This window comes from Massilia sp. Root133 (assembly GCF_001426525.1).
GTDB lineage: Bacteria > Pseudomonadota > Gammaproteobacteria > Burkholderiales > Burkholderiaceae_D > Telluria > Telluria orientalis.
Map to the genome: position 1 here is coordinate 255,064 of NZ_LMEW01000033.1, position 18,598 is coordinate 273,661.

At 63.4% G+C, this 18,598-nt stretch carries 16 protein-coding genes; 6 read left to right on the top strand and 10 right to left on the bottom strand.

The genetic code is table 11. The features are described 5' to 3' along the window. Positions 1–5: 5 nt before the first annotated feature. From ASD28_RS23565 to ASD28_RS23575, 3 genes are read right to left on the bottom strand one after another with little or no spacing between them, the layout of a single operon-like run. Entirely contained in the window at positions 6–1,589 is a 1,584-nt protein-coding gene (locus ASD28_RS23565) for a TIGR03016 family PEP-CTERM system-associated outer membrane protein (RefSeq protein WP_162252958.1), read from the bottom strand. Next, positions 1,570–2,511, bottom strand: a complete 942-nt coding sequence (locus tag ASD28_RS23570; protein WP_056134216.1) for an XrtA-associated tyrosine autokinase — start codon at positions 2,509–2,511, stop codon at positions 1,570–1,572. The genes ASD28_RS23565 and ASD28_RS23570 overlap by 20 nt, the downstream gene beginning before the upstream one ends. Before the next feature lie 16 nt (positions 2,512–2,527). Next, a complete protein-coding gene (locus ASD28_RS23575) occupies positions 2,528–4,072 on the bottom strand; it encodes an XrtA system polysaccharide chain length determinant (RefSeq protein ID WP_056134219.1) in 1,545 nt (514 codons plus the stop codon). Positions 4,073–4,490: 418 nt separating this feature from the next. On the opposite strand from ASD28_RS23575, the gene ASD28_RS23580 reads away from it, so the two are divergent. The 6 genes from ASD28_RS23580 to ASD28_RS23605 all read left to right on the top strand — a co-directional run bounded on the left by ASD28_RS23580 (position 4,491) and on the right by ASD28_RS23605 (position 9,088). Further along, the gene (locus ASD28_RS23580) at positions 4,491–5,240 is read left to right on the top strand and encodes a serine protease (protein ID WP_229412292.1); all 750 of its coding nucleotides are present in this window, start codon (positions 4,491–4,493) and stop codon (positions 5,238–5,240) included. Positions 5,241–5,372: 132 nt separating this feature from the next. Then, the gene (locus ASD28_RS23585; protein ID WP_056134225.1) at positions 5,373–6,002 is read left to right on the top strand and encodes an XrtA/PEP-CTERM system exopolysaccharide export protein; all 630 of its coding nucleotides are present in this window, start codon (positions 5,373–5,375) and stop codon (positions 6,000–6,002) included. A gap of 190 nt (positions 6,003–6,192) precedes the next feature. Continuing rightward, entirely contained in the window at positions 6,193–6,813 is a 621-nt protein-coding gene (locus ASD28_RS23590; RefSeq protein WP_056134228.1) for a hypothetical protein, read from the top strand. An 18-nt stretch (positions 6,814–6,831) separates the two neighbouring features. Beyond that, positions 6,832–7,098, top strand: a complete 267-nt coding sequence (locus ASD28_RS23595) for an HPr-rel-A system PqqD family peptide chaperone (protein WP_056134231.1) — start codon at positions 6,832–6,834, stop codon at positions 7,096–7,098. After that, positions 7,092–8,009, top strand: a complete 918-nt coding sequence (locus ASD28_RS23600; RefSeq protein WP_056134234.1) for an HprK-related kinase A — start codon at positions 7,092–7,094, stop codon at positions 8,007–8,009. Before ASD28_RS23595 ends, ASD28_RS23600 begins: the two co-directional genes overlap by 7 nt. Next, positions 8,006–9,088 carry a nucleotidyltransferase family protein gene (locus tag ASD28_RS23605; protein WP_056134237.1) on the top strand — a complete coding sequence of 361 codons (1,083 nt, stop codon included), beginning with the start codon at positions 8,006–8,008 and terminating at the stop codon, positions 9,086–9,088. The genes ASD28_RS23600 and ASD28_RS23605 overlap by 4 nt, the downstream gene beginning before the upstream one ends. Before the next feature lie 66 nt (positions 9,089–9,154). On the opposite strand, the gene ASD28_RS23610 is transcribed toward ASD28_RS23605, so the two are convergent. The 7 genes from ASD28_RS23610 to prsT form a co-directional block, all read right to left on the bottom strand. Then, the gene (locus tag ASD28_RS23610; RefSeq protein WP_056134240.1) at positions 9,155–10,051 is read right to left on the bottom strand and encodes a PEP-CTERM sorting domain-containing protein; all 897 of its coding nucleotides are present in this window, start codon (positions 10,049–10,051) and stop codon (positions 9,155–9,157) included. Between the two features lie 314 nt (positions 10,052–10,365). After that, on the bottom strand, positions 10,366–11,271 hold the full coding sequence (locus ASD28_RS23615; RefSeq protein WP_056134242.1) for a PEP-CTERM sorting domain-containing protein: 906 nt from the start codon (positions 11,269–11,271) through the stop codon (positions 10,366–10,368). A gap of 188 nt (positions 11,272–11,459) precedes the next feature. Beyond that, the gene (locus ASD28_RS23620) at positions 11,460–12,749 is read right to left on the bottom strand and encodes a glycosyltransferase (protein ID WP_156403978.1); all 1,290 of its coding nucleotides are present in this window, start codon (positions 12,747–12,749) and stop codon (positions 11,460–11,462) included. A 79-nt stretch (positions 12,750–12,828) separates the two neighbouring features. Next, on the bottom strand, positions 12,829–13,887 hold the full coding sequence (locus ASD28_RS23625; RefSeq protein ID WP_056134245.1) for a molybdopterin biosynthesis protein MoeY: 1,059 nt from the start codon (positions 13,885–13,887) through the stop codon (positions 12,829–12,831). Further along, entirely contained in the window at positions 13,884–14,771 is an 888-nt protein-coding gene (locus tag ASD28_RS23630) for a ThiF family adenylyltransferase (RefSeq protein WP_056134248.1), read from the bottom strand. Before ASD28_RS23630 ends, ASD28_RS23625 begins: the two co-directional genes overlap by 4 nt. A 68-nt stretch (positions 14,772–14,839) precedes the next feature. After that, the gene (locus tag ASD28_RS23635) at positions 14,840–15,616 is read right to left on the bottom strand and encodes an N-acetyltransferase (protein ID WP_229412290.1); all 777 of its coding nucleotides are present in this window, start codon (positions 15,614–15,616) and stop codon (positions 14,840–14,842) included. A gap of 118 nt (positions 15,617–15,734) precedes the next feature. Continuing rightward, positions 15,735–18,515: an XrtA/PEP-CTERM system TPR-repeat protein PrsT gene (prsT, locus tag ASD28_RS23640; protein WP_056134250.1), complete on the bottom strand. Its 2,781-nt coding sequence runs from the start codon at positions 18,513–18,515 to the stop codon at positions 15,735–15,737. Between the last annotated feature and the right edge of the window lie 83 nt (positions 18,516–18,598).

Here is an 18,598-nt window from a genome sequence, read left to right on the forward strand (position 1 = left end):
CGGGCTCAATACTGGACGGTAAGCGTCGCCACGATCGCGTTCTCGTGGTAGTCGCGGTTGTCGAATACGCCGGCGCGGCCTTTCGAGTGGCGCAGGTCGAGCGATCCGGTGGTCTTGGTGTCGAAGCGGCTGCTCAGTCCCATGCTCAGCTGGCGGACGTCGTTGGTGACGCCGGTGCGCAGCGACTTGACGTTCACGCCGTACAGGCTCGCGTGGGCCGAGGTGCGCGAGGACAGCTTGTAGTCGGCACTCGCGCTGGCGCCTTTCTGGTCCGTGTCCTCGTTCAGGGAGCTCAGCTGCGATGGCAGCAGGGTGCTGTCTTCCTGCTGCAGCGACAGGGCGTTCATGCGTTCCTTGAACACGGTGAACAGCAGCGTGCTACGCGCCCCGCGGAGCGTGGCGCCGCCCTGCAGGCGCTTGTTGCGCATGTAGCGGTTGCTCAGGTAGGGGATGGCGCTGGGCAGCGTGGGCGGCAGGCCCGCTTGCGCGATATAGGCCTGCACGATCTGCTGGCGCTGCACCGGATCGGGATAGCGGCTGACGAGCATCTGGTCCAGCATGGCGGCCGTATCGACCGCGGCCGGCAGCAGGAATTGCTGGCGCGACGTCGTGACGATGTCGGCATAGGTCACCGTCCACACGGTGTGCGGCGTGCGGTAGCTGGCGTCGAGCGAACCCGTGTTGCCGAAGTAACGGTGGCCGACCGTGGCCGCGATGCGGGTGCGGGTCGACGGTTGCCAGATGAAGCCGGCGGACCAGCTGCGGCCGCTCGTCTTTTCGGAGAGCGCACTGTATTCGTACTTGTCGTAGCCGACGCTGGAGGTCAGGCTCAGGTGCGACGTGGCGCGGTACTGCAGGCCGGCGAGGCTGTTCTCGTTCGTCGTCTTGCCCGTGCGCTGGGCGCTCATGTCCTGGTGCGAATAATGCACGTTCCAGCCGAGGTCGGGGAATGCGGGACCGCTGGCCACGTCGAACGCACCCGTGCTGGCCAGGCTGTTGCCGAAACCGCTGCCGGTGCCGCCTTCGACCGAATCGCGCTGGTAGCGCGCGTTCAGGGTGGCCGTCGTGCCGAACTGGTGGCGCACGTAAGGGCTGATGCTCCAGGTGCGGATGTCCGTGCCGTTGTTGGCCGTGTACGAATTGTTCGGCAGCGGGCCGAACGCCGACACGGCCTGGCGCGAACCGCTCGCGCTGGTGTCCACGTACAGCCAGTCCTTGACGGCGATGGCATTGGCCACGGCCTGGTAGCGGCGGTCGCTGTTGCGCGTGTTGCCGATGTCGTCGTTGCTATAGGCGAACTTGCGCCATTCCGCGCTCGCCGCGACCTTCAGGCGCGGACCGGTGCCGGTGATGCTCAGGCTGGGCGCCGCTTCGCTGATGAAGCTGCCGTGGGCCTGATCGTCCGCCTGGTTGCTCGCGTTGTCGGAATACGTTTCGCGCAACTGGATCGTGGGGATGACCCGCCATTGTGCCCACGCCTGGTTCGACAGCAACAGTGCCGCCACTGCAAGCGGCGTGAGCCGGAGGGCGGCGCTGCGCGGCCATTTGACCGGCCGGTGGACGGACAAATTAGCCGTAGTGATAGTCATACGTTTCTTCGATGCCGGGGAACTCCCTGGTCTTGTTATAGATGAGATTGACGTTTTGATAGCCTTCCAGCTGGTGCAGTGCTTCCTTGACCGCATGCTGGGTCGTCGTCTGGGCTTCGACCACCATGACGATCTGGCCCATGTGCGAGGCCAGCACGCGCGATTCGCTCGTCAGCAGCAGTGGCGGCGAGTCGAAGATCACGATGCGGTCCGGATAGCGGTGGGCGATCTCGTCCACCAGCGAGCTCATGGACGAGCTGGCCAGCAACTCGGTCGCGCGCGGGGTGCTGGTGCCGGCCGGGAGGATCGACAGCGTGTCGACGTTGGTGCGCAGCATGACGTCGGCCATGTCGATCTTGTCGTCCAGCAGGATGTCCATCAGGCCGCGGTGCGCCGGCAGGCCGAGCGAGCGCAGCACCGACGGGCGCGCGACGTCGGCGTCGACGAGCAGCACCGTATGGTCGAGTTCCATCGCGATGCTCATCGCCAGGTTGATCGCGCAATAGGTCTTGCCTTCGCCCGGCAGCGAGCTCGTCACCATGATCAGGTTGCCCGGCTTCGCGCCTTCCGCCCGTTCGGCGAAGGCGCGCTGCAGCAGCGGACGCTTGATGACTCGGAAGTCTTCCAGCAGGCGCGTGCGGCCGCCGGCGGCGGTGACCATGCCCAGGTCGCGCATGCGGTTCAGGTCCAGTTCCACGCGGCGGGTCGAGAATTTTTGCGCCGGAGGCGCTTCGGCGGCGGCTGCGCTTGCCTGGGCCGCGGCGGCTTCTGCTGCCGGTGCTGCGTGCGCCGGCACAGTGGGCGCTACGACAGGCGCGTCCGCCTCGACGACGTCGACGGTGGCCGTTTCCGGCGTCTTGGCGACGGCGGGCGCGTTGCGCTGCAGGTCGATCCGGCTGGCCGCTTTTTCGATGATGCTCACGGTGTACTCCTTAATCTTAAAGCGTGGGACGGACCAGGATGGCAGCCATCCCGACGCCGTAAGCGCAAAACAGCAGCACGACGGACCCGCCGAGCGCGGCCAGGCGGCGCTTGCGCTTGACGGTCTGTTCCGGCGTCCAGTTCATGCCGATCGAACCCAGCACCGGCAGGCCGGTCACGTCGCGCAGCGTGCTCTGGCTCAGGAAGGTCGGACGCAGTTGGCTCATCAGGAACGCGACGGCCAGGCCGGCGACGAGGGCGCCGACGAACACCAGCGAGAACAGGCGCAGGCGGTTCGGGCCGCTCGGGTGGTTCGGCACGGTCGGCGGATCGATCACGCGGAACTGCAGCATGTCGGTGGCGGACGACAGGTCGCCCGACAGGCGCGCCGACTCGCGGCGTTCGACCAGCTTCTGGTAGTTTTCGCGGTTGACGTTGTAGTCGCGGTTCAGCTGGGCGAACTGCGCTTCGATTTCCGGCGCCGTCGTGCTCTGGTTACGCAGGCGTGCCACGCGATTCTCGTATTCCGCGACGCGGGCGCGCATCGACGCCACGCGGGCCTCGGCCTGCGACAGCGACACGTTCAGCTGCTGCAGCATCGGGCTGTAGCTGGCGCCCGGGTCGAGGCTGCGCTTCTTGTTCTTGGCGAGATCCGCCTTCTGCGCCATCAGCTGATCGAGCAGGCGGCGGTTGGCGATCACGTCCGGATGCTGTTCCGTGTACTGCAGGCGCAGGTTGTCCAGGTTCTTCTGGGCCAGTGCGATGCGCGATTCCAGTTCCGGATCCACGAGGGCCGGGTCGACCGTCACGGTGCCCGGCTTGGCCGGTTCGCCGTCGATCTGGCGGCGGATCGCATTGCGCGCCTGTTCCGCTTCGGCCAGTTCCAGCCGGGCCTGGCTCAGCTGGTCGGTCGCCGTTTGCAGCTGCCCGCCAAAGTCGCCGGTACCGCTGCCGCCGCCCGGCAGCATGCCGAGGTTCTTGAGCTTGAACTCTTTCAGCGAGTTTTCGGCCGCGGCCAGTTTTTCCTCGTACGTCTTGATTTGGTCGTCGATGAACTGGACCGCCTTTTCGGAATCCTGTTTCTTGCCGCTGAAGCTGCCCTCGACGAAGATCGTGAGCAGGGACGACACGACGTCCTTGCCCAGTTTCGGATTGTCGGACATATACGTCAGCGTATAAATGTCGTCGCGCTCCGTGCCGGTGATCTTGATCTGCGATATCAGTTCATCGACGATCTTGTCGTGTTCCTTGCTGTCCTTGGCCTTGACGTCGAGGTCGACCATGCGCATCAAGCGCTCGACGTTCGGGCGGCTGATCAGCGTGCGGCGCATGAACGTGACCTGTTGCTCCAGGTTGGGCACGGTCGTCATATTCGAAAGCAGTGGCTTCAGAATACTTTGCGTGTCGACATACACGCGTGCCGACGCTTCGTACTGATTGGGCAGGCGCAATACCACCGCCCAGCCGATCAATGCGACAACCCAGGTGATGACGACGGCATGCCAACGGTATTTGCCAATCGCCTTGAGGAAGTTTAGAAGTACGGCTGTGATCTCTGCCATCTCGTCAGTCTCGCCATGAACGACCCGTTACCCGTGGGGAAGAGGGGCCTAAAAAATAATCAAATATCTCGCATGATCGCTTGTACCCCGAGCAATTGCAATTACACGCGAGAAAAATATGGTGAGCTCATTCGGGAGTGCCTCATCTGCAACGCAAATGCCACCGAGCAAGCTGAGGACCGTGGGGTTTTTTGCTTAATATCCGTGAATTATTAGCATGGATTTAATAAAAAATCGTTAAACCGTTGTACGCCTTCAACGCTCACAGCGGACGGTGAGCGATCGCATCGCGTAGACTTACGTTTCAGCAATTTTTTAAATTCTAACGCTTTATTGTAATGTCTAAATTGCAAAAGGGGGTGCACGGTTGATGCCGTTTCGTAATAGATTCTGGTCACGTCGTCGCGGATTGACGGCCTTGCTGGCGGCAGGCGCGCTGGCGGCAGGCGTCTTGCCTGGCCAGTCGATGGCGACCGACCTGCGGCCCATCGTGCCTGTCATCAAGCGCTCGGTCGTCGGTATCGGCACGTTCGAGCGGACCCGCAGCCCGTCGATCGTCTTCAACGGTACCGGTTTCGTCGTCGGCGACGGCCTGGACGTCATTACCAATGCCCACGTCGTCCCGGCCACGCCAGCCGACGGCAAAATGGTACAGCTCGGCATCGTCTTGCCGGATGGAGAAGGCGTGCGCTTCCGCCCGGCCGAACTGGTGGCGCGTGACAACGAACACGACCTGGCCCACCTGCGCCTGTCCGGCACACCGCTGCCCGCGCTCGAGCTGGGCGATTCGGATACGGTCCAGGAAGGCCAGGAACTGGCATTGACGGGTTTTCCGTTGGCCATGGCGTTGGGCCTGCATGCAGCCACGCACCGGGCGACGCTCGCGGCGATCACGCCCATCGTCCGTCCGTCGCTCGGCGCACGCAGCCTCGACCCGCGCCAGATCGCCGCACTGCAACGCGAACCCTTCAATATCTTCCAGCTCGACGGGACGGCGTATCCGGGCAACAGCGGCAGTCCCGTCTACGATCCCGCCACCGGCAAGGTGCTCGGCGTGATCAATGCCGTGTTCGTCAAAGGATTGAAGGAGACGGCGATCTCGGCGCCGAGCGGGATCACGTATGCGATCCCGGTCAACCACGTCCGGGACTTGTTGCGAAAAAAATAGGCAGAAGAGCCGCAAGCGCGTCATGACCAGGAACAATTTGTATTGTGCGGCGTCTGTTCTCTTGGCACTATGCTATACAATAACAAGCTGTTAATGGCTTTATAACAACGGCTTTACCGAAAGGGATCTGACGTGGGCAAGTACAAGGCGAACCTGGGGAAATATTCGGCGATCGTGCTCGCCGCGGCATGCGTGCTGGCGCTGGGCGGTTGCGCGACGCGCGGTGGCCAACAGCCGATCGAGACGCAGGTGACCGATTCCCAATATCTGATCGGGCCGGGCGATGCCGTCAACATCATCGTCTGGCGCAACCCGGAAGTGTCGATGTCGGTGCCGGTCCGTCCGGACGGCAAGATCACGACGCCGCTCGTCGAGGACCTGCCGGCCGCCGGCAAGACGTCGACCGCGCTCGCGCGTGACATCGAAAAAGCCCTGGCCAAGTACATCCAGCAACCGGTCGTCACCGTCGTCGTCACGAACTTCATCGGTAATTACTCCGAACAGATCCGTGTGATCGGCCAGGCGACCAAGCCGCAGGCGCTGCCATATCGCCGCGACATGAGCCTGATGGACGTGATGATCGCCGTCGGCGGCACCACCGAATTCGCGGCGGGCAATCGCGCCAGCCTGATCCGAAACGTGGACGGCAAACAACAACGCTTCAACGTCCGCCTGGACGACCTGATCAAGGATGGCGACATCTCGGCCAACGTACCGATGCGCCCGGGCGACGTCCTCGTCATCCCGGAAAGCTTCTTCTGATAACATCAGTCGTCGATATTTTTTACACCACCCAGTGTTCCAACATACAATAGTAGTTGCTGGGTGATACGGCACCAAAATAAGCACCTGATTTAATGTAAGTTTTTCTTCCAGGAACCATGCTGGCGTAAAACTTGCTTGTCCAGGTACTGGTCGCCCTCAGTGAGCGACAACATTTTGGGGAACGCACGTGGCTACCGAACATCAAGATAACGACAAGATCGAACCGGCGCCGTCCTTGACCAAACGGGGCGCGGCACGCCGTCGCCTGGCCAAAGCCGGCATGGGCGCGGGGGTACTCGCGACGCTGGAAAGCAAATCCGCGATGGCGTCGATGGTTTGCCGATCGCCCTCGGGCTCGCTGTCGGACGGCTTGTCGACGAGCCATTATGGGCCGAAGGCGCCAGCCTGCGGCGGCCTGTCGCCGGGTTACTGGAAACAGCCCCAGCACGCCTGGCCGGTGTCGCGCGACCTCAAGTTCACCGATGTCTTTTATGCGGCCAGTCCCGGCACGGCCTGCCCGGTACGGGCTGCCTCGTACGACAATGGCAAGTGCTACGAGCCGGGCTCGTACTTCTGCGCCAAGCTGGAAGACATGCTGAACCCGCAGTCGTTCGACACGAACAAGGTCGGCATGCACCTCGTGGCGGCTTACCTGAACCTCGAGCAGAAACTCATCGACTTCATCGACCTGAACGACCTGAAGACGATGTGGAGCGAGCTGCAGACCACGGGCCGCTACAGCCCGACTGCGGGCGTGTACTGGGACAATGCGCAGGTCGCCAACTACCTCGCCTCGATCCACGACTGAAGACAGGCGGCGAAACGCATGTGGCGTCTGATGCCTGGCCAGGCGCTGGCCTGCCGGGAATGGGATGGGGAAGCCGTGCTGTACAACGACTTGTCGGGCAATACCCACCTGCTGGATGGCGCCGCGCTCGACTTGTTGTTCGCCCTGCGTGACGAGCCCGCCGATGCGGCCGGGCTGGCCGGCCGCCTGGCCGACCGCTTCGATGCCGGCGACGACGACCTCGTTTCCCTGATCGACGAGATGCTGGCAGCGCTTGCCGGGCTGGACCTGATCGAGCCATGCTGACGGTCGGTTCGCTGTCGCGCGCCGAACTGGCGGCACGCCTGTCCGGTGACGGCCTCGTGTTGCGCACCGGCCCCTTCATAAACCGCATCCGCAGCGACGTGGCGCCCTTGATCGACAGCGTCGCGCTGATGTATGCGGATTACCCCGTCGAGCCTGTGGGCGGCTTCGTCGACTTCCACCTCGAACTGCGGCGCTCGGGCGGCTTGCGCCGCTGGTACAAGTCACAGGTACATTTCGCCTACGACGGCACCACGCCGTTCCAGCCCCTGCCGCTGGCGCAGGCGTATCCGATGCTGGAATGGACCATGAACTGGTGCGTCTCGCACCGTGCCCACGGCTACCTGATCGTCCACGCGGCCGTGCTCGAGAAACACGGCCGCGCCATCATCCTGCCGGCACCGCCCGGCTCCGGCAAGAGCACGCTGACGGCTGCCCTGCTGGGCCACGGCTGGCGGCTTCTGTCGGACGAGATGACGCTCGTGCGCCTCGACGACGGCGTTGTCGTGCCGCTGCCGCGCCCGGTCAGCCTCAAGAATACGTCGATCGACATCATTCGTGCGTTCCGTCCGGACGCCATACTGAGCCGGCCCGTGGAAGAAACGACCAAGGGGACGATCGCCCACCTGAAGGCGCCGGGAGCAAGCATCGCCCGCGCCCTCGAACCCGCGCGCCCGGTCTGCATCGTGTTCCCGCGCTGGGAAGCCGGCGCCGCCATCGCATTGGAGCCGCTGCCGAAGGCGCGCGCCTTCATGCAGGTGGCCGACAACTGTTTCAACTACCAGGTGCTGGGTGCGCGCGGCTTTACGGCGCTCGGCGGGCTGATCGACGCCAGCGACGCCTACACGTTCCGCTACAGCAGCCTGCCCGAGGCGATGGCGCTGTTCGAGCGCCTGGTGCTGGGGGACGCATGATGCCGCTCTTGATACGCGTGTTGCGCGATCCGGGCACCGTGCAAGGACTGGACGACGCCGGCTGGGACCTGCTGCTGCGCCAGGCCGACGCCGCCAACCTCGACGCGTACCTGCTCGTCCTGCTGGAAGATGCCGGCCTGCTCGATGCCGTTCCCGCCGCGCCGCGCGCGCACCTGGAGTGGACGCGCGTGGGCGCCGCCGGACATGCCAGGGCGGCCCGCTACGAAGTCCGCCAGATCGGCCGGGCGCTCGACGGGCTGGGATTACCGCTGATCCTGCTCAAGGGCGCCGCGTACGCGATGGCGGGCCTGGACGCCGGCCGCGGCCGCCTGTTTTCCGACATCGACATCCTCGTGCCGAAGGCGCGGCTGCCCGAGGTCGAGGCGGCGCTCATGATGCATGGCTGGATCACCACGCACCACGATGCCTACGACCAGCGCTACTACCGGGACTGGATGCACGAGTTGCCGCCCATGCAGCACGCCCGGCGCGGCAACTCGATCGACGTGCACCACGCGATCTTGCCGGAAACGGCCCCTGTGCGCCCGGATCCGGCCAGGCTGCGCGCGAACGCTCGTCCGATCCCGGGCGAGCCGCATCTGGCCACGTTGTCGCCAGCGGACATGGTCCTGCACAGCGCCGTACATCTGTTCTTCGACGGCGAATTCGACAAGGGCTTGCGCGACCTCGTCGACCTGCACCGGCTGCTGACGCAATTCGGCCAGGCGCCCGGGTTCTGGGAGACGTTGCCGGCGCGAGCCCGCGAGCTCGAGCTTGGGCGGCCGCTGTTCTATGCGCTGCGCTATTGTCCGCGCCTGCTCGGTACCGTCGTTCCGCCGGCCGTGCAGGCGGCGGTGGCGTCCGAGGGACCGAACGCGGCCCTGCTGTGGCTGATGGACCGGTTGTTCGCACGCGCGCTGCTGCCGCTGCATGCAAGTTGCGCGGACGCATCCAGCGGCGCGGCGCGCTTTGCCTTGTACGTGCGCGGGAACTGGCTGCGCATGCCGCCGCTGCTGCTGGCCCGGCATCTGTTTCATAAAGCGTTCCTCAGCGGGAAGAGCGACACACAGGCAGCCTGACCCGTCCGCGCATAAAAAAACCGCGGCCGAGGCCGCGGTTTTACATGGTGCCGATGCCTGTCCGGATCAGGCCTTCGGAGCGCGGCGGCGCTTGGCGCCGACCAGGCCCAGCATGCCCATACCCAGCAGCATGATGCTTGCCGGTTCCGGCACGCGGCCGTTCTCGACCGAGAAGGCACCGTCGACCTTGAACACCAGGTCGCTCGGCGTCACGTTGTAGTCCGGGAACAGAGCGTCGCCACCTTTGTGGAAGCCGTTGGTCAGCGAGTCGCCGGCCGGCAGGTTCAGGTTCGAGTCGTATTTGAACGTCACGCTCGTCAGGCCAGCCAGGTAGTCCTGGTTGACGAAGTCGCCCGCCTCGAGGATCCCGGCGGTCATCTTGGTCGAACCGATGCCGACGCCGGTAGCGCTGTCGGTGGTGAACGTCGACAGCGTCACGTTCGGATCGACGGTCAGCAGGGCAACCATGATGCCATCATCGAAACCGGTGCCGGTGCTGGTGAAGGCGTTGGCTTTGGTGTCGTAGTAGATGGCGACTTTATTCGCGCCCGGGGTGTCGTTCAGGCCAAAGCTGGCGTTCAGCGTGGTGCCCGACGTGCCGGACGTTTTCACGTATTCACTCAGCTTTGCCACGATCGTGAACTCGAATGCCGAGGCGTCCTGCGCGGCACCGTTCGCGTTGGAGTCCAGGTTGGCGCGGAAGTTGCCAGTCGTGTCGCCGTTGACGCCGGACAGGTTGGCTTGATACAGGAAGTCGAACTGTTTGCCCACGGTCAGTTGCTGAGCGCTGGGGATCCCCTTCGCGACGCCGCTACCGGTCGAGTTCCAGTCCAGGCTGGTCGCGTTGGTAGCGTAGACACCGCCGCTACCGTCTTGCAGGGTGAATGCTTGTGCCGACGATGCAGCGAATGCGAAACCGAGTGCGGCTGCAACCGGAATCAATTTGCGGAACGAAATCTTCATGTTGGCTCCAAGTGGATGCTTATTAAGTTGTTCGGTATAGGCTCCGCGTTCTGCGGGCTTGTTCCCACATAATGCAAAGCGCGTGCCAGTGTTTGCTTATCCTTATAAATCAAAAGCTTATCTAAAAATCGTCGAAGCAATGCAGAGCAACTGTAAAAAATTCCGATTTTTTATGTATCCTGGCGTAAAGTTTCTGGATGCTTTTAGGAAATAATGCGCAACGGGAATCGGTGGTATCTTGAAGCAAGACAAGCGGACAAAAAAAAACCGCGGCCGAGGCCGCGGTTTTGGATGGTGCTGATGACCTGTCTGAATCAGGCTTTCGGCGCGCGGCGGCGCTTGGCGCCTACCAGGCCCAGCATGCCCATGCCCAGCAGCATGATGCTAGCCGGTTCCGGCACCTTGACGGCGGTCGAGCCGTCGACCTTGAACACCAGGTCGCCCTTCTGCACGGTGTAAGCCGGGAACAGCGTCGTGTTGCCCGGGCTGCCAACGGTACCAGCGTGGAACGCGGTGGTCAGCGAATCGCCTGCCGGCAGATTCAGGTTCGAGTCGTAATTGAAGACAACTTCCTTCAGGCCCACGAGGTAATTTTCGTTGATGAAGTCGTCCGACTCGAGGATGGAAGCCCGCATTTTGGTCGAGCCCAGGCCCTCGCCGTTGACGGTGTTCGTGCTGAACGTCGACAGCGTGTAGGTCGGGTCCACGGTCAGCAGGGCGACCATGACGCCGTCGTCGAAACCGGTGCCGGTGCTGGTGAAGGCGTTGGCTTTGGTGTCGTAGTAGATGGCGACTTTATTCGCGCCCGGGGTCTTGTTCAGGCCAAAGGTCGCGTTCAGCGTGGTGCCCGATACGCTGGACGTTGCCACGTATTCGCTCAGCTTTGCCACGATGGTGAATTCAAACGACGACGAGTCGTTGCCTTTACCGTTTGCGTTGGAGTCCAGGTTGCCGCGGAAGTTGCCAGTCGTGTCGCCGTTGACGCCGGACAGGTTCGCCTGGTACAGGAAGTCAAACTTCGAGCCTGCAGTCAGTTTCGTGCCACTCGAGATGCCTTTAGCGACACCACTACCGGTCGAGTTCCAGTCGAAGCTGGTAACGTTAGTCGCATACGTCACGCCGGCGCCGTTTTGCAGGGTGAATGCTTGTGCCGACGATGCGGCGAAGACCAGACCGAGGGCGGCTGCGACCGGGATCAGTTTGCGGAACGAATTCTTCATGTGGGCTCCAAAAGTGGATGCGTGTTAGGTTTGTTCGGTTGAACCGCATGCTCGTTGATGCGGCTCATACCAACCCTAATGCAAATGCCGTGCCAGGAATCGTTCTGCTGTTCTAAATCAACGACTTATGAAAAAATGCAAGAAATTACCCGATTCGGGGGAATAGTTGCTGTAAAAAATTCCGACAGTCACTGAGCAGCATTCGTTAACGCATTTTTTTGATTCTCGGTTGCAACGGAGTTGGCCTCCACGTAGGCGGTCGGTGCATGGCGATGGAATGCCTGTACGCCTTCCAGGAACGCCGTCATGCGTTGCGCCGCCGGATAGTTGGAAAAGGCGTCGGCCACGCGGCGGGCGCCTGTCCTCAGCGCCGGATCGTCGAGCATGGCGCGCACCTGGCGCGCCAGCTTCTTGGCGCGGAAGCGGTCGGCGCGCAGCAGGGCGCCTGCACCGGCCTTGATGACGCCGCTCATGTTCAGGAACTGGTCGAGATTGCTGGCGACGCCCAGCACCGGCACGCCGGCGGCCAACGCCTGCTGGCTGGTCGGGCTGCCGCCGTTGCAGACGACGAGGCTGGCGCGCTGGGCCGCCAGGTCGCCCGGCAGATAAGGGGCAACGAACGCGTTCGCCGGCGCACTGGCCACGTCGATCGTGCCGGCCGTGGCGGCGATGACCGTCACCGGCAGCGGCGCCAGCGCTTCCAGCACCAGCGGCAGGAGGCGGCCCTGGCCGGAACTGCCGAGCGTGACATAGACGATCGGCTTATCTTCCGGCAATTTATCCCACCAGTCCGGCTTGGCCAGCGGCGGCGCCCAGATGATGGGGCCGATGTAGGCATGCTGCTGGGGCAGGCTCTTCGGCGGGAAGAGATCGGGGACGTCGGCATACATGCTGTAGTCGGCGTCCGTATAAACCTTGCGCAGGTCGGTACCCAGCGACGGCAGGCCGTACTGGCGGCGTACGCGGTTCAGCGGCACGGAATGCGAGGCGAACGCGACCGGACGCGCCATGCGGAAGATCGCATTCGCGATGCGGATCGGCAGCAGGCGCGTCAGCGGGATGTGCGGCACGGCGTAATGCTGCACGACGTACGGGCTCCAGTAGGCGTTCATCAGCGACACGTACGGAATCCGGCGCAGCCGTGCACTGACCGAGAGCGACAGGCGAAAATCGCCGACGACGATGTCGGGACGGACCGCGTCGAGCACGCGCAGGTCGTCTTCGACGTAGCTGGCGAGCGTCGCCGTGCTGTACACCGGCTTGCCGCCCGCGAGCGCGTCGAGGAATTGCTGGCTCGGAATGCTGTGGATGGTCCAGCGGGTGAACTGCGTCCCGTTGAAGCAGAATTCGTAGCCGTCCGCGCACGCGACGTGCACGTCGAAACGTGCGGGATCGAGGGATTGCGCGAGCGCGATGGGGCGGCCGACGTGGGCGAGCGTCACGGCTTCCGCAAAGAACAGGATTTTGATACGTTCCATAGGGGTATCGATAGAAAGAGGGTTGCGGGAACGTGCCAGGCGGACGGCGCCGGCGGCGCGGACATCCCGCGCCGCCGGTTTACTTCATCAATTCTTCGAGCGGCTTGCGCAACGAACGGGCCTGGGGCGCCGGACCGGCGCCGAGCCGGCCCATGAAGACCGGATGGCCGTTGCCAGTGCCGATCAGCTTGTGCAGACGCTGCTGCAATTGCCGCGCCGAACCGTGCAATTTGTCGACGGTCGAGAACGACTCGCCGTGCTGCACGTAGGCGGAAAAGATCAGGGGCGTCATCTCCGGTTGCATCGCCAGGCCCAGGTGGGTCAGAGTGAGCCAGAAACGCTGCACGGCGCGGCCGGCGGCGACGTGATCCTCGACGGTTTCCGGCGCGTCTCTGGCCATGATGACGAAGTGGGCAGCGCAGCGCAGGCCCGGCACGAGGTCCATCTGCAGGCGCGGCGCCCAGGTGCCCATCAGGCGGTTCATCGTCGACAGGCGGCCCCAGCTGACCATCGCCCATTTCATCAGGCGCAGGGTGGCGGCATCGACGCCCAGGGCCTGGTCGGGCACGCGGTCGGGGCTGTGGCGTGCGTTCCAGTGGATGATGCGGCGGTGTACCTCGTAGGCTTCCGGCATCGTCAGGCGCAGCTTGGCGTTCGAAAACATCAGGCGCGCCGCAGCCAGTTTGCCGCTGAAGCCTTCGATCCAGCGCACTTCGTAGCCGGGGCCGACGCTGTCCTCGAGGGCACGTTTTTCCTCGGGCAGCAGGGGGCGCGTGCTCATCGCGCGGCGCTGCACGCTGCGGGTCGTGATGGCGTCCAGCAGCGGACTCGGCTTCACAGCGGAATCGGGCACGAAGCGCACGTCGAACACGGGCAGGTGGTCCTGGTCGTCCGGACGCCGGGTGATCTCGGCGCGCAGCCCGTGGGCGGTGGCGGCGATCGCCATCGTTTCCAGCAGGGTGCCGTGCGAGATCTGGCTCGGGCGGCCGCGGAAGTCGTACACCGTATCCTCGCGGGTATCGTGGAAGTGCACGGCCACGTGGTCGGGACCGAGCACTTCGAAACGCCACACCTGCGTGTTGTCGCCGCTCGGCGCCCAGCGCGCCAGGTCGAGGATGTCGCGGAGGGTCTGGTTCATGCCTGTACCGCTTTCCCGGCGAGCTGGCGCGTCATCTGGCGCTTGGCGACGGCGATCATCAGGCGGTGGAACGGGTTGCCGTTGCCGCCCGGGCGCCAGGTGTGGGCCAGCTTGTTGCGATAGGCGTCGAACTGCATGCCGTGCGGGGCGGCCAGGACCTTGCCGCGTCCCAGCAGGATCTTCAGCGCCTCGGTGGCGACGATGCCGGCGCACAACTGGCAGGCCATGAACGTGGAGGGACCGCGGCGCTCGGCGAAATTGACGGCATCCGGCACGACGAGGTACGGGCGGTGCAGGCCGGCCGGCGCCAGGCCGACGACGAAGCGAATGGCCTTGTCCAGTTCGGGCAGGTCGCCCCATTGGAAATATTCTTCGAACGTCATCTGGCCCGGAATGAAATTCAGCAGGGCGGCACCCATGCCCAGCGGCGCGGCCGTCGTGGCCGGGATGCCGAGGCGGGCGCAGGCGGCGAACGTCTGCTGGCGGGCGTCGAAGGCAAAGAAGTCGAGTGCGTCGACGTAGAGGTCGACGCCGTCCAGGAACTGGTCGAGATTGCCCTGGTTGACGCCGTCAGGAAAGATCTTGACGTCGATTTCGGGATTGATGTCCTTGGCCATGCGGGCCAGGACTTCGGCCTTGGGCTGGCCGACCGTCGACATCATGGCGCCGACCTGGCGGTTGAAGTTGACGATGTCGAAGGTGTCGAAGTCGGCGATATGAAACTTCGTCACGCCAAGGCGTGCGAGGGTGAGCAGGTGTACGCCGCCGACCCCGCCGCCGCCGGCAATGGCGACACGCTTGCCGCGCAGGGCCTGCTGTTCTGCAGGCGTTACCCAGCCGATATTGCGCGAAAACGCCTGTTCATAGCGGAACGGATTTGTCATTGATGAGGAAAAACGGTTTTATCGATAAAACGGCCGAAAGCACCGATATCTGCTACGCACAGCGCATTTTATGCGTGTTGTTCGTCCATGCGCAGGAGGCGGTTGATGATGCCTCGTTCTTCACGCGGCGAGAAGAAATAGGGATAAAACGAACGTTCGGACACGTTGTTATCGGCGCTGAATGTGCCACCGTATTTCTGGATCTGTTCCGTTACGAATTCCAGATTCACACGCAGCAGGTAGGCCGGTGCCTCGACGCGCGGATTGATTTTCAGCTGCCCCTCTTGCTGGAAGCCGAGCATGCGTTCGTAGAAACGCCGGTGGCGCGGATTCACCTCGATGACGATATCCGTGCACTGGTGGATGTCGCGGGCATAGATCACGGCCAGGTGAAACAGGTTGGCCAGTGACGTTTTAGAGCGGACCGACGGGTCGAACGCCAGCTTCGTGAACTCGCACAGGCGCGCACCCTTGTTGCGGTGCGCGTCCAGCTCTTCCTTGAAGATCTGGTCCGCCATCAGGCCGATCGGCGAATCGATACCAATCGTGAGCGTACCGACCACGTCACCCTTGTCGGTGGCGGTGAGGGTAATGCGATTCGGGTCGTCGCTGAATTGATGGGTGCCGGCATAACCGCGCCAGGCATACATCTTGTTGATCAGCATACTTGCCGAATTTCGCCCGTCCGCAGTATCGGTAAGCCGGATTCCATACGAATCGTGGTTCACGATAACATCCTCATATTGCGAGGGCGTCATATTATCGCGATCACCAAAATCATGAGCGTCCGATAGGGATGCGGCCGAACCACCCTCTGGATCCTTGAAATCGTCGAAAGTCGTCATCGCAGGATTCCCCAATTGTTTAAAAACGTTCGCGTACTGCGAACGGAGTTCTGGTCGCCCAACGCCCTGGCAGTGCCGGGCGTGGATTATTATTTATTTATTAATGTATATTAGCTTCTTACAAAGCCTTTAGCAATGCGCGCGCTTCATCGGCCTGGGCGAACGATTTATCGTCCGCCAGAAGCTTGTCGAGCTCCTTGCGCGCACCCGCCTTGTCGCCCGATTTGCTCAAGCCCACTGCGAGGTGGTAGCGCACTTCCGACGACTTCGGCACCAGGGTGCTGGCTTTCTGCAGCAGCGGCAGGCCGCGGCCCGTATTGCCCTGTTCCACCAGCAGCCAGCCCAGCGTGTCCATGATGCCGGCGTTGTTCTCGGCAAGTTTATATGCCTGCTCGGCCGTTGCAAGTGCGCGCGGATCTTTCACTTGCTGATAAGCATACGCCAGGTTGTTCAGCGCGGCAGCATTGTTCGGCGTGCGCTTGACGATGTCTTCCAGGCGTGCGATCGCGGCCTTGTAATCCTTGGCAACCAGGTGGTTCTCGGCGACGTACATGCCGACCAGGACGTCGTTCGGGTTGTCCTTCAGGAATTGGGCGGCACGGGCCTGTGCTTCCTTGCCCTTGCCGGTCAGCGTCATGGCCTGCAGGGATTTCATGAGGATTTCCGGCGCCTTGGCGATCGCGAACGCCTTGTCGTAGGCGGGCAATGCCTGTGCCGGCTTCCTTTGCGACATCAGCACGTCGCCTTCGGTGGCGTAGCCGACGGGCGACTTGTCGTCCATCTTCTGGATCTGGCGAGCCATGGCCAGCGCTTCGTCCCCGTGACCCATGCGCACGGCCAGCTCGACCTGGGCGAGACGGGCGGCGATCAGGTTCGGTTGCAGGTCGACGGCGCGCTTCAGGTCGTCGGCCGCAGCGCTATTGTTCTGCATCAGCATGTGCACACCGGCCAGGCGCAGGTGCGGCGCGGCCGATTTCGGGGCCAGGTTGACGAGCTTGCTGTACGTTTCCAGCGCCCCAGCCGTGTCCTTGTTGGCGATCTGGGCCTGGCCCAGCAGTTCCACCAGTTCGGGATTGGTCGGGTTGGCGGTCTGGACCTTGCGTGCCAGCGTCAGCGCTTTTTGTGCCTGTCCCGTACGCAGGTAGTGCCGGCCGAGGTTGAGTGCCGGGCCGACGGCCTCCGGCTTCACATTGCTGGCCTTCTCGAACCACGACGTCGCTTCTTCGGGATGATTCTGCATCGTCGCCAGTTCGCCCAGGGCGCGCATCGCGTCGACGTTGTTCGGTTCCTTCTGCAGGACTTTTTCGTAGCGCTGCTTGGCGGCGTCGGGTTTCTTCTCGACGAGGTCCAGGCGTGCCAGGTTCTGGACGGCCGGGATGAAGGTCGGTTGCAAGGCCACGGCCTTGTCCAGCGCGGCACGGGCGGCAGGCACGTCGCCCTTGACCATGTTGACGGCGCCGCGCAGGGTCAGCACTTGCGGATTGTCGGGCTGTTGCTTTTCGAGCGCGTCGATGGCGGCCAGCGCCTTGTCGTAATGCTTGAGGCTGATTTCCGTCTGGACCAGCGCCATCGTCGCCTGCGCCGACTTCGGGTCGAGCTCCGTGGCCTTCTGCAGTTCGGACAGGCCGCGTGCCTGGTCGCCCTGGGCCAGCTTGGACAGGCCGAGCGAGGTACGCAGGCCGGCCGCCTTCGGTGCCAGCGTCGCGGCTTTTTCCAGGTAGGCGCTGGCCTTGTTGAAGTCACGCACCTGCATATAGGTTTCACCGGCCAGCGCGAGTACCTGCGGATCGTCCGCCGCGTTTTTCAGTGCCGGCGCGAGCGTGGCGGCGGCGTCGTTCGGTTGCGCGCTCTTGAGCTGGGCCTGGGCCAGCAGCTTGCGGGCGTACACGTCGTCCGGATTGAATTCCAGGTATTTGCGCAGGTGCTGGTCGGCTTGTTGCAAGGCACCGAGGTTCAGTTCGGACGCGCCGGCCAGCAGCACGCTGGGCATGTGGTCGGGTGCGACTTTCAGTACGCGCTGCAGGGCATCCTGGGCAGCCGAATACTTACCTTGCGAGAATTCGTACAGTGCGCGGGTATAGGTCACGAGCAGATTGCCGGGCGCATTCTTCTCGGCCGCGTCGATTTCCGCTTTTGCGTCCGCGAACTTGCCGCGGGTGATGTTGACGTAGGCTTTCTCGATGTGCGCCGTGCGATGGTGCGGATTCAGTGCCAGCGCCTGGTCGAAGGCGGCGAGCGCCTCGTCGGACTTGCCCTGCGTGCGCAGCAGCGAGCCGCGCGCCATGAAGACATCCGCATTCTTCGGATCCTTGGCCACGGCCTCGTCGATGTAACGCGCGGCCGCGTCCTTGTCCTGCTTGGCGACGGCGTAGCGCGCCAGGCCGAGCAGGGCGTCGCCGGCATTGGCGTTCAACGCCAGGGCTTGTTCGAACGCCTGCTTGGCTTCGTCGAGCTTGCCGGTGGCCAGCAGGGCGTCGCCGCGCAGCGTCAGCAACGGTGCCGATTTGGCGGCCACTTCCGGCGTGACTTCGTCGAGGATTTCCTTGAACTTGCCTTGCTGTGACATCGCCCTGGCCAGCTGGGGCAGCACGCGGTCGGCGGCGATCCCATTCGAGCGGGCCTTGCGGAATTCCTTCTCGGCCGAGGGGAAATCGCCCATGTTGAGTTGGAGGTTGCCCAGCTCCATGCGCGCCTCGCCGTTTTCCGGGCTCTTTTCGACCGCATTCTTGAGCTGAATCATTGCCGCCTTCAGGTCACCTTTTTGCTGATACTGCTTGGCTTCAGTCAGCAGTTGCTCGGTCGACTGCGTGGAGCGGCCGCAGGCGGACAGCCCCGCGACCATGAACGCGCCGGACAGGATGGCAGCGGTAAGTTTCAGCTTGTTGGGGTGACGCGGCATCTGGCATTCCTCGAGATATGTATCGTAACCGCAATGGTGTGCGGATTCCTCTTCAACAATAATACCTGAAGGAATACTAACAA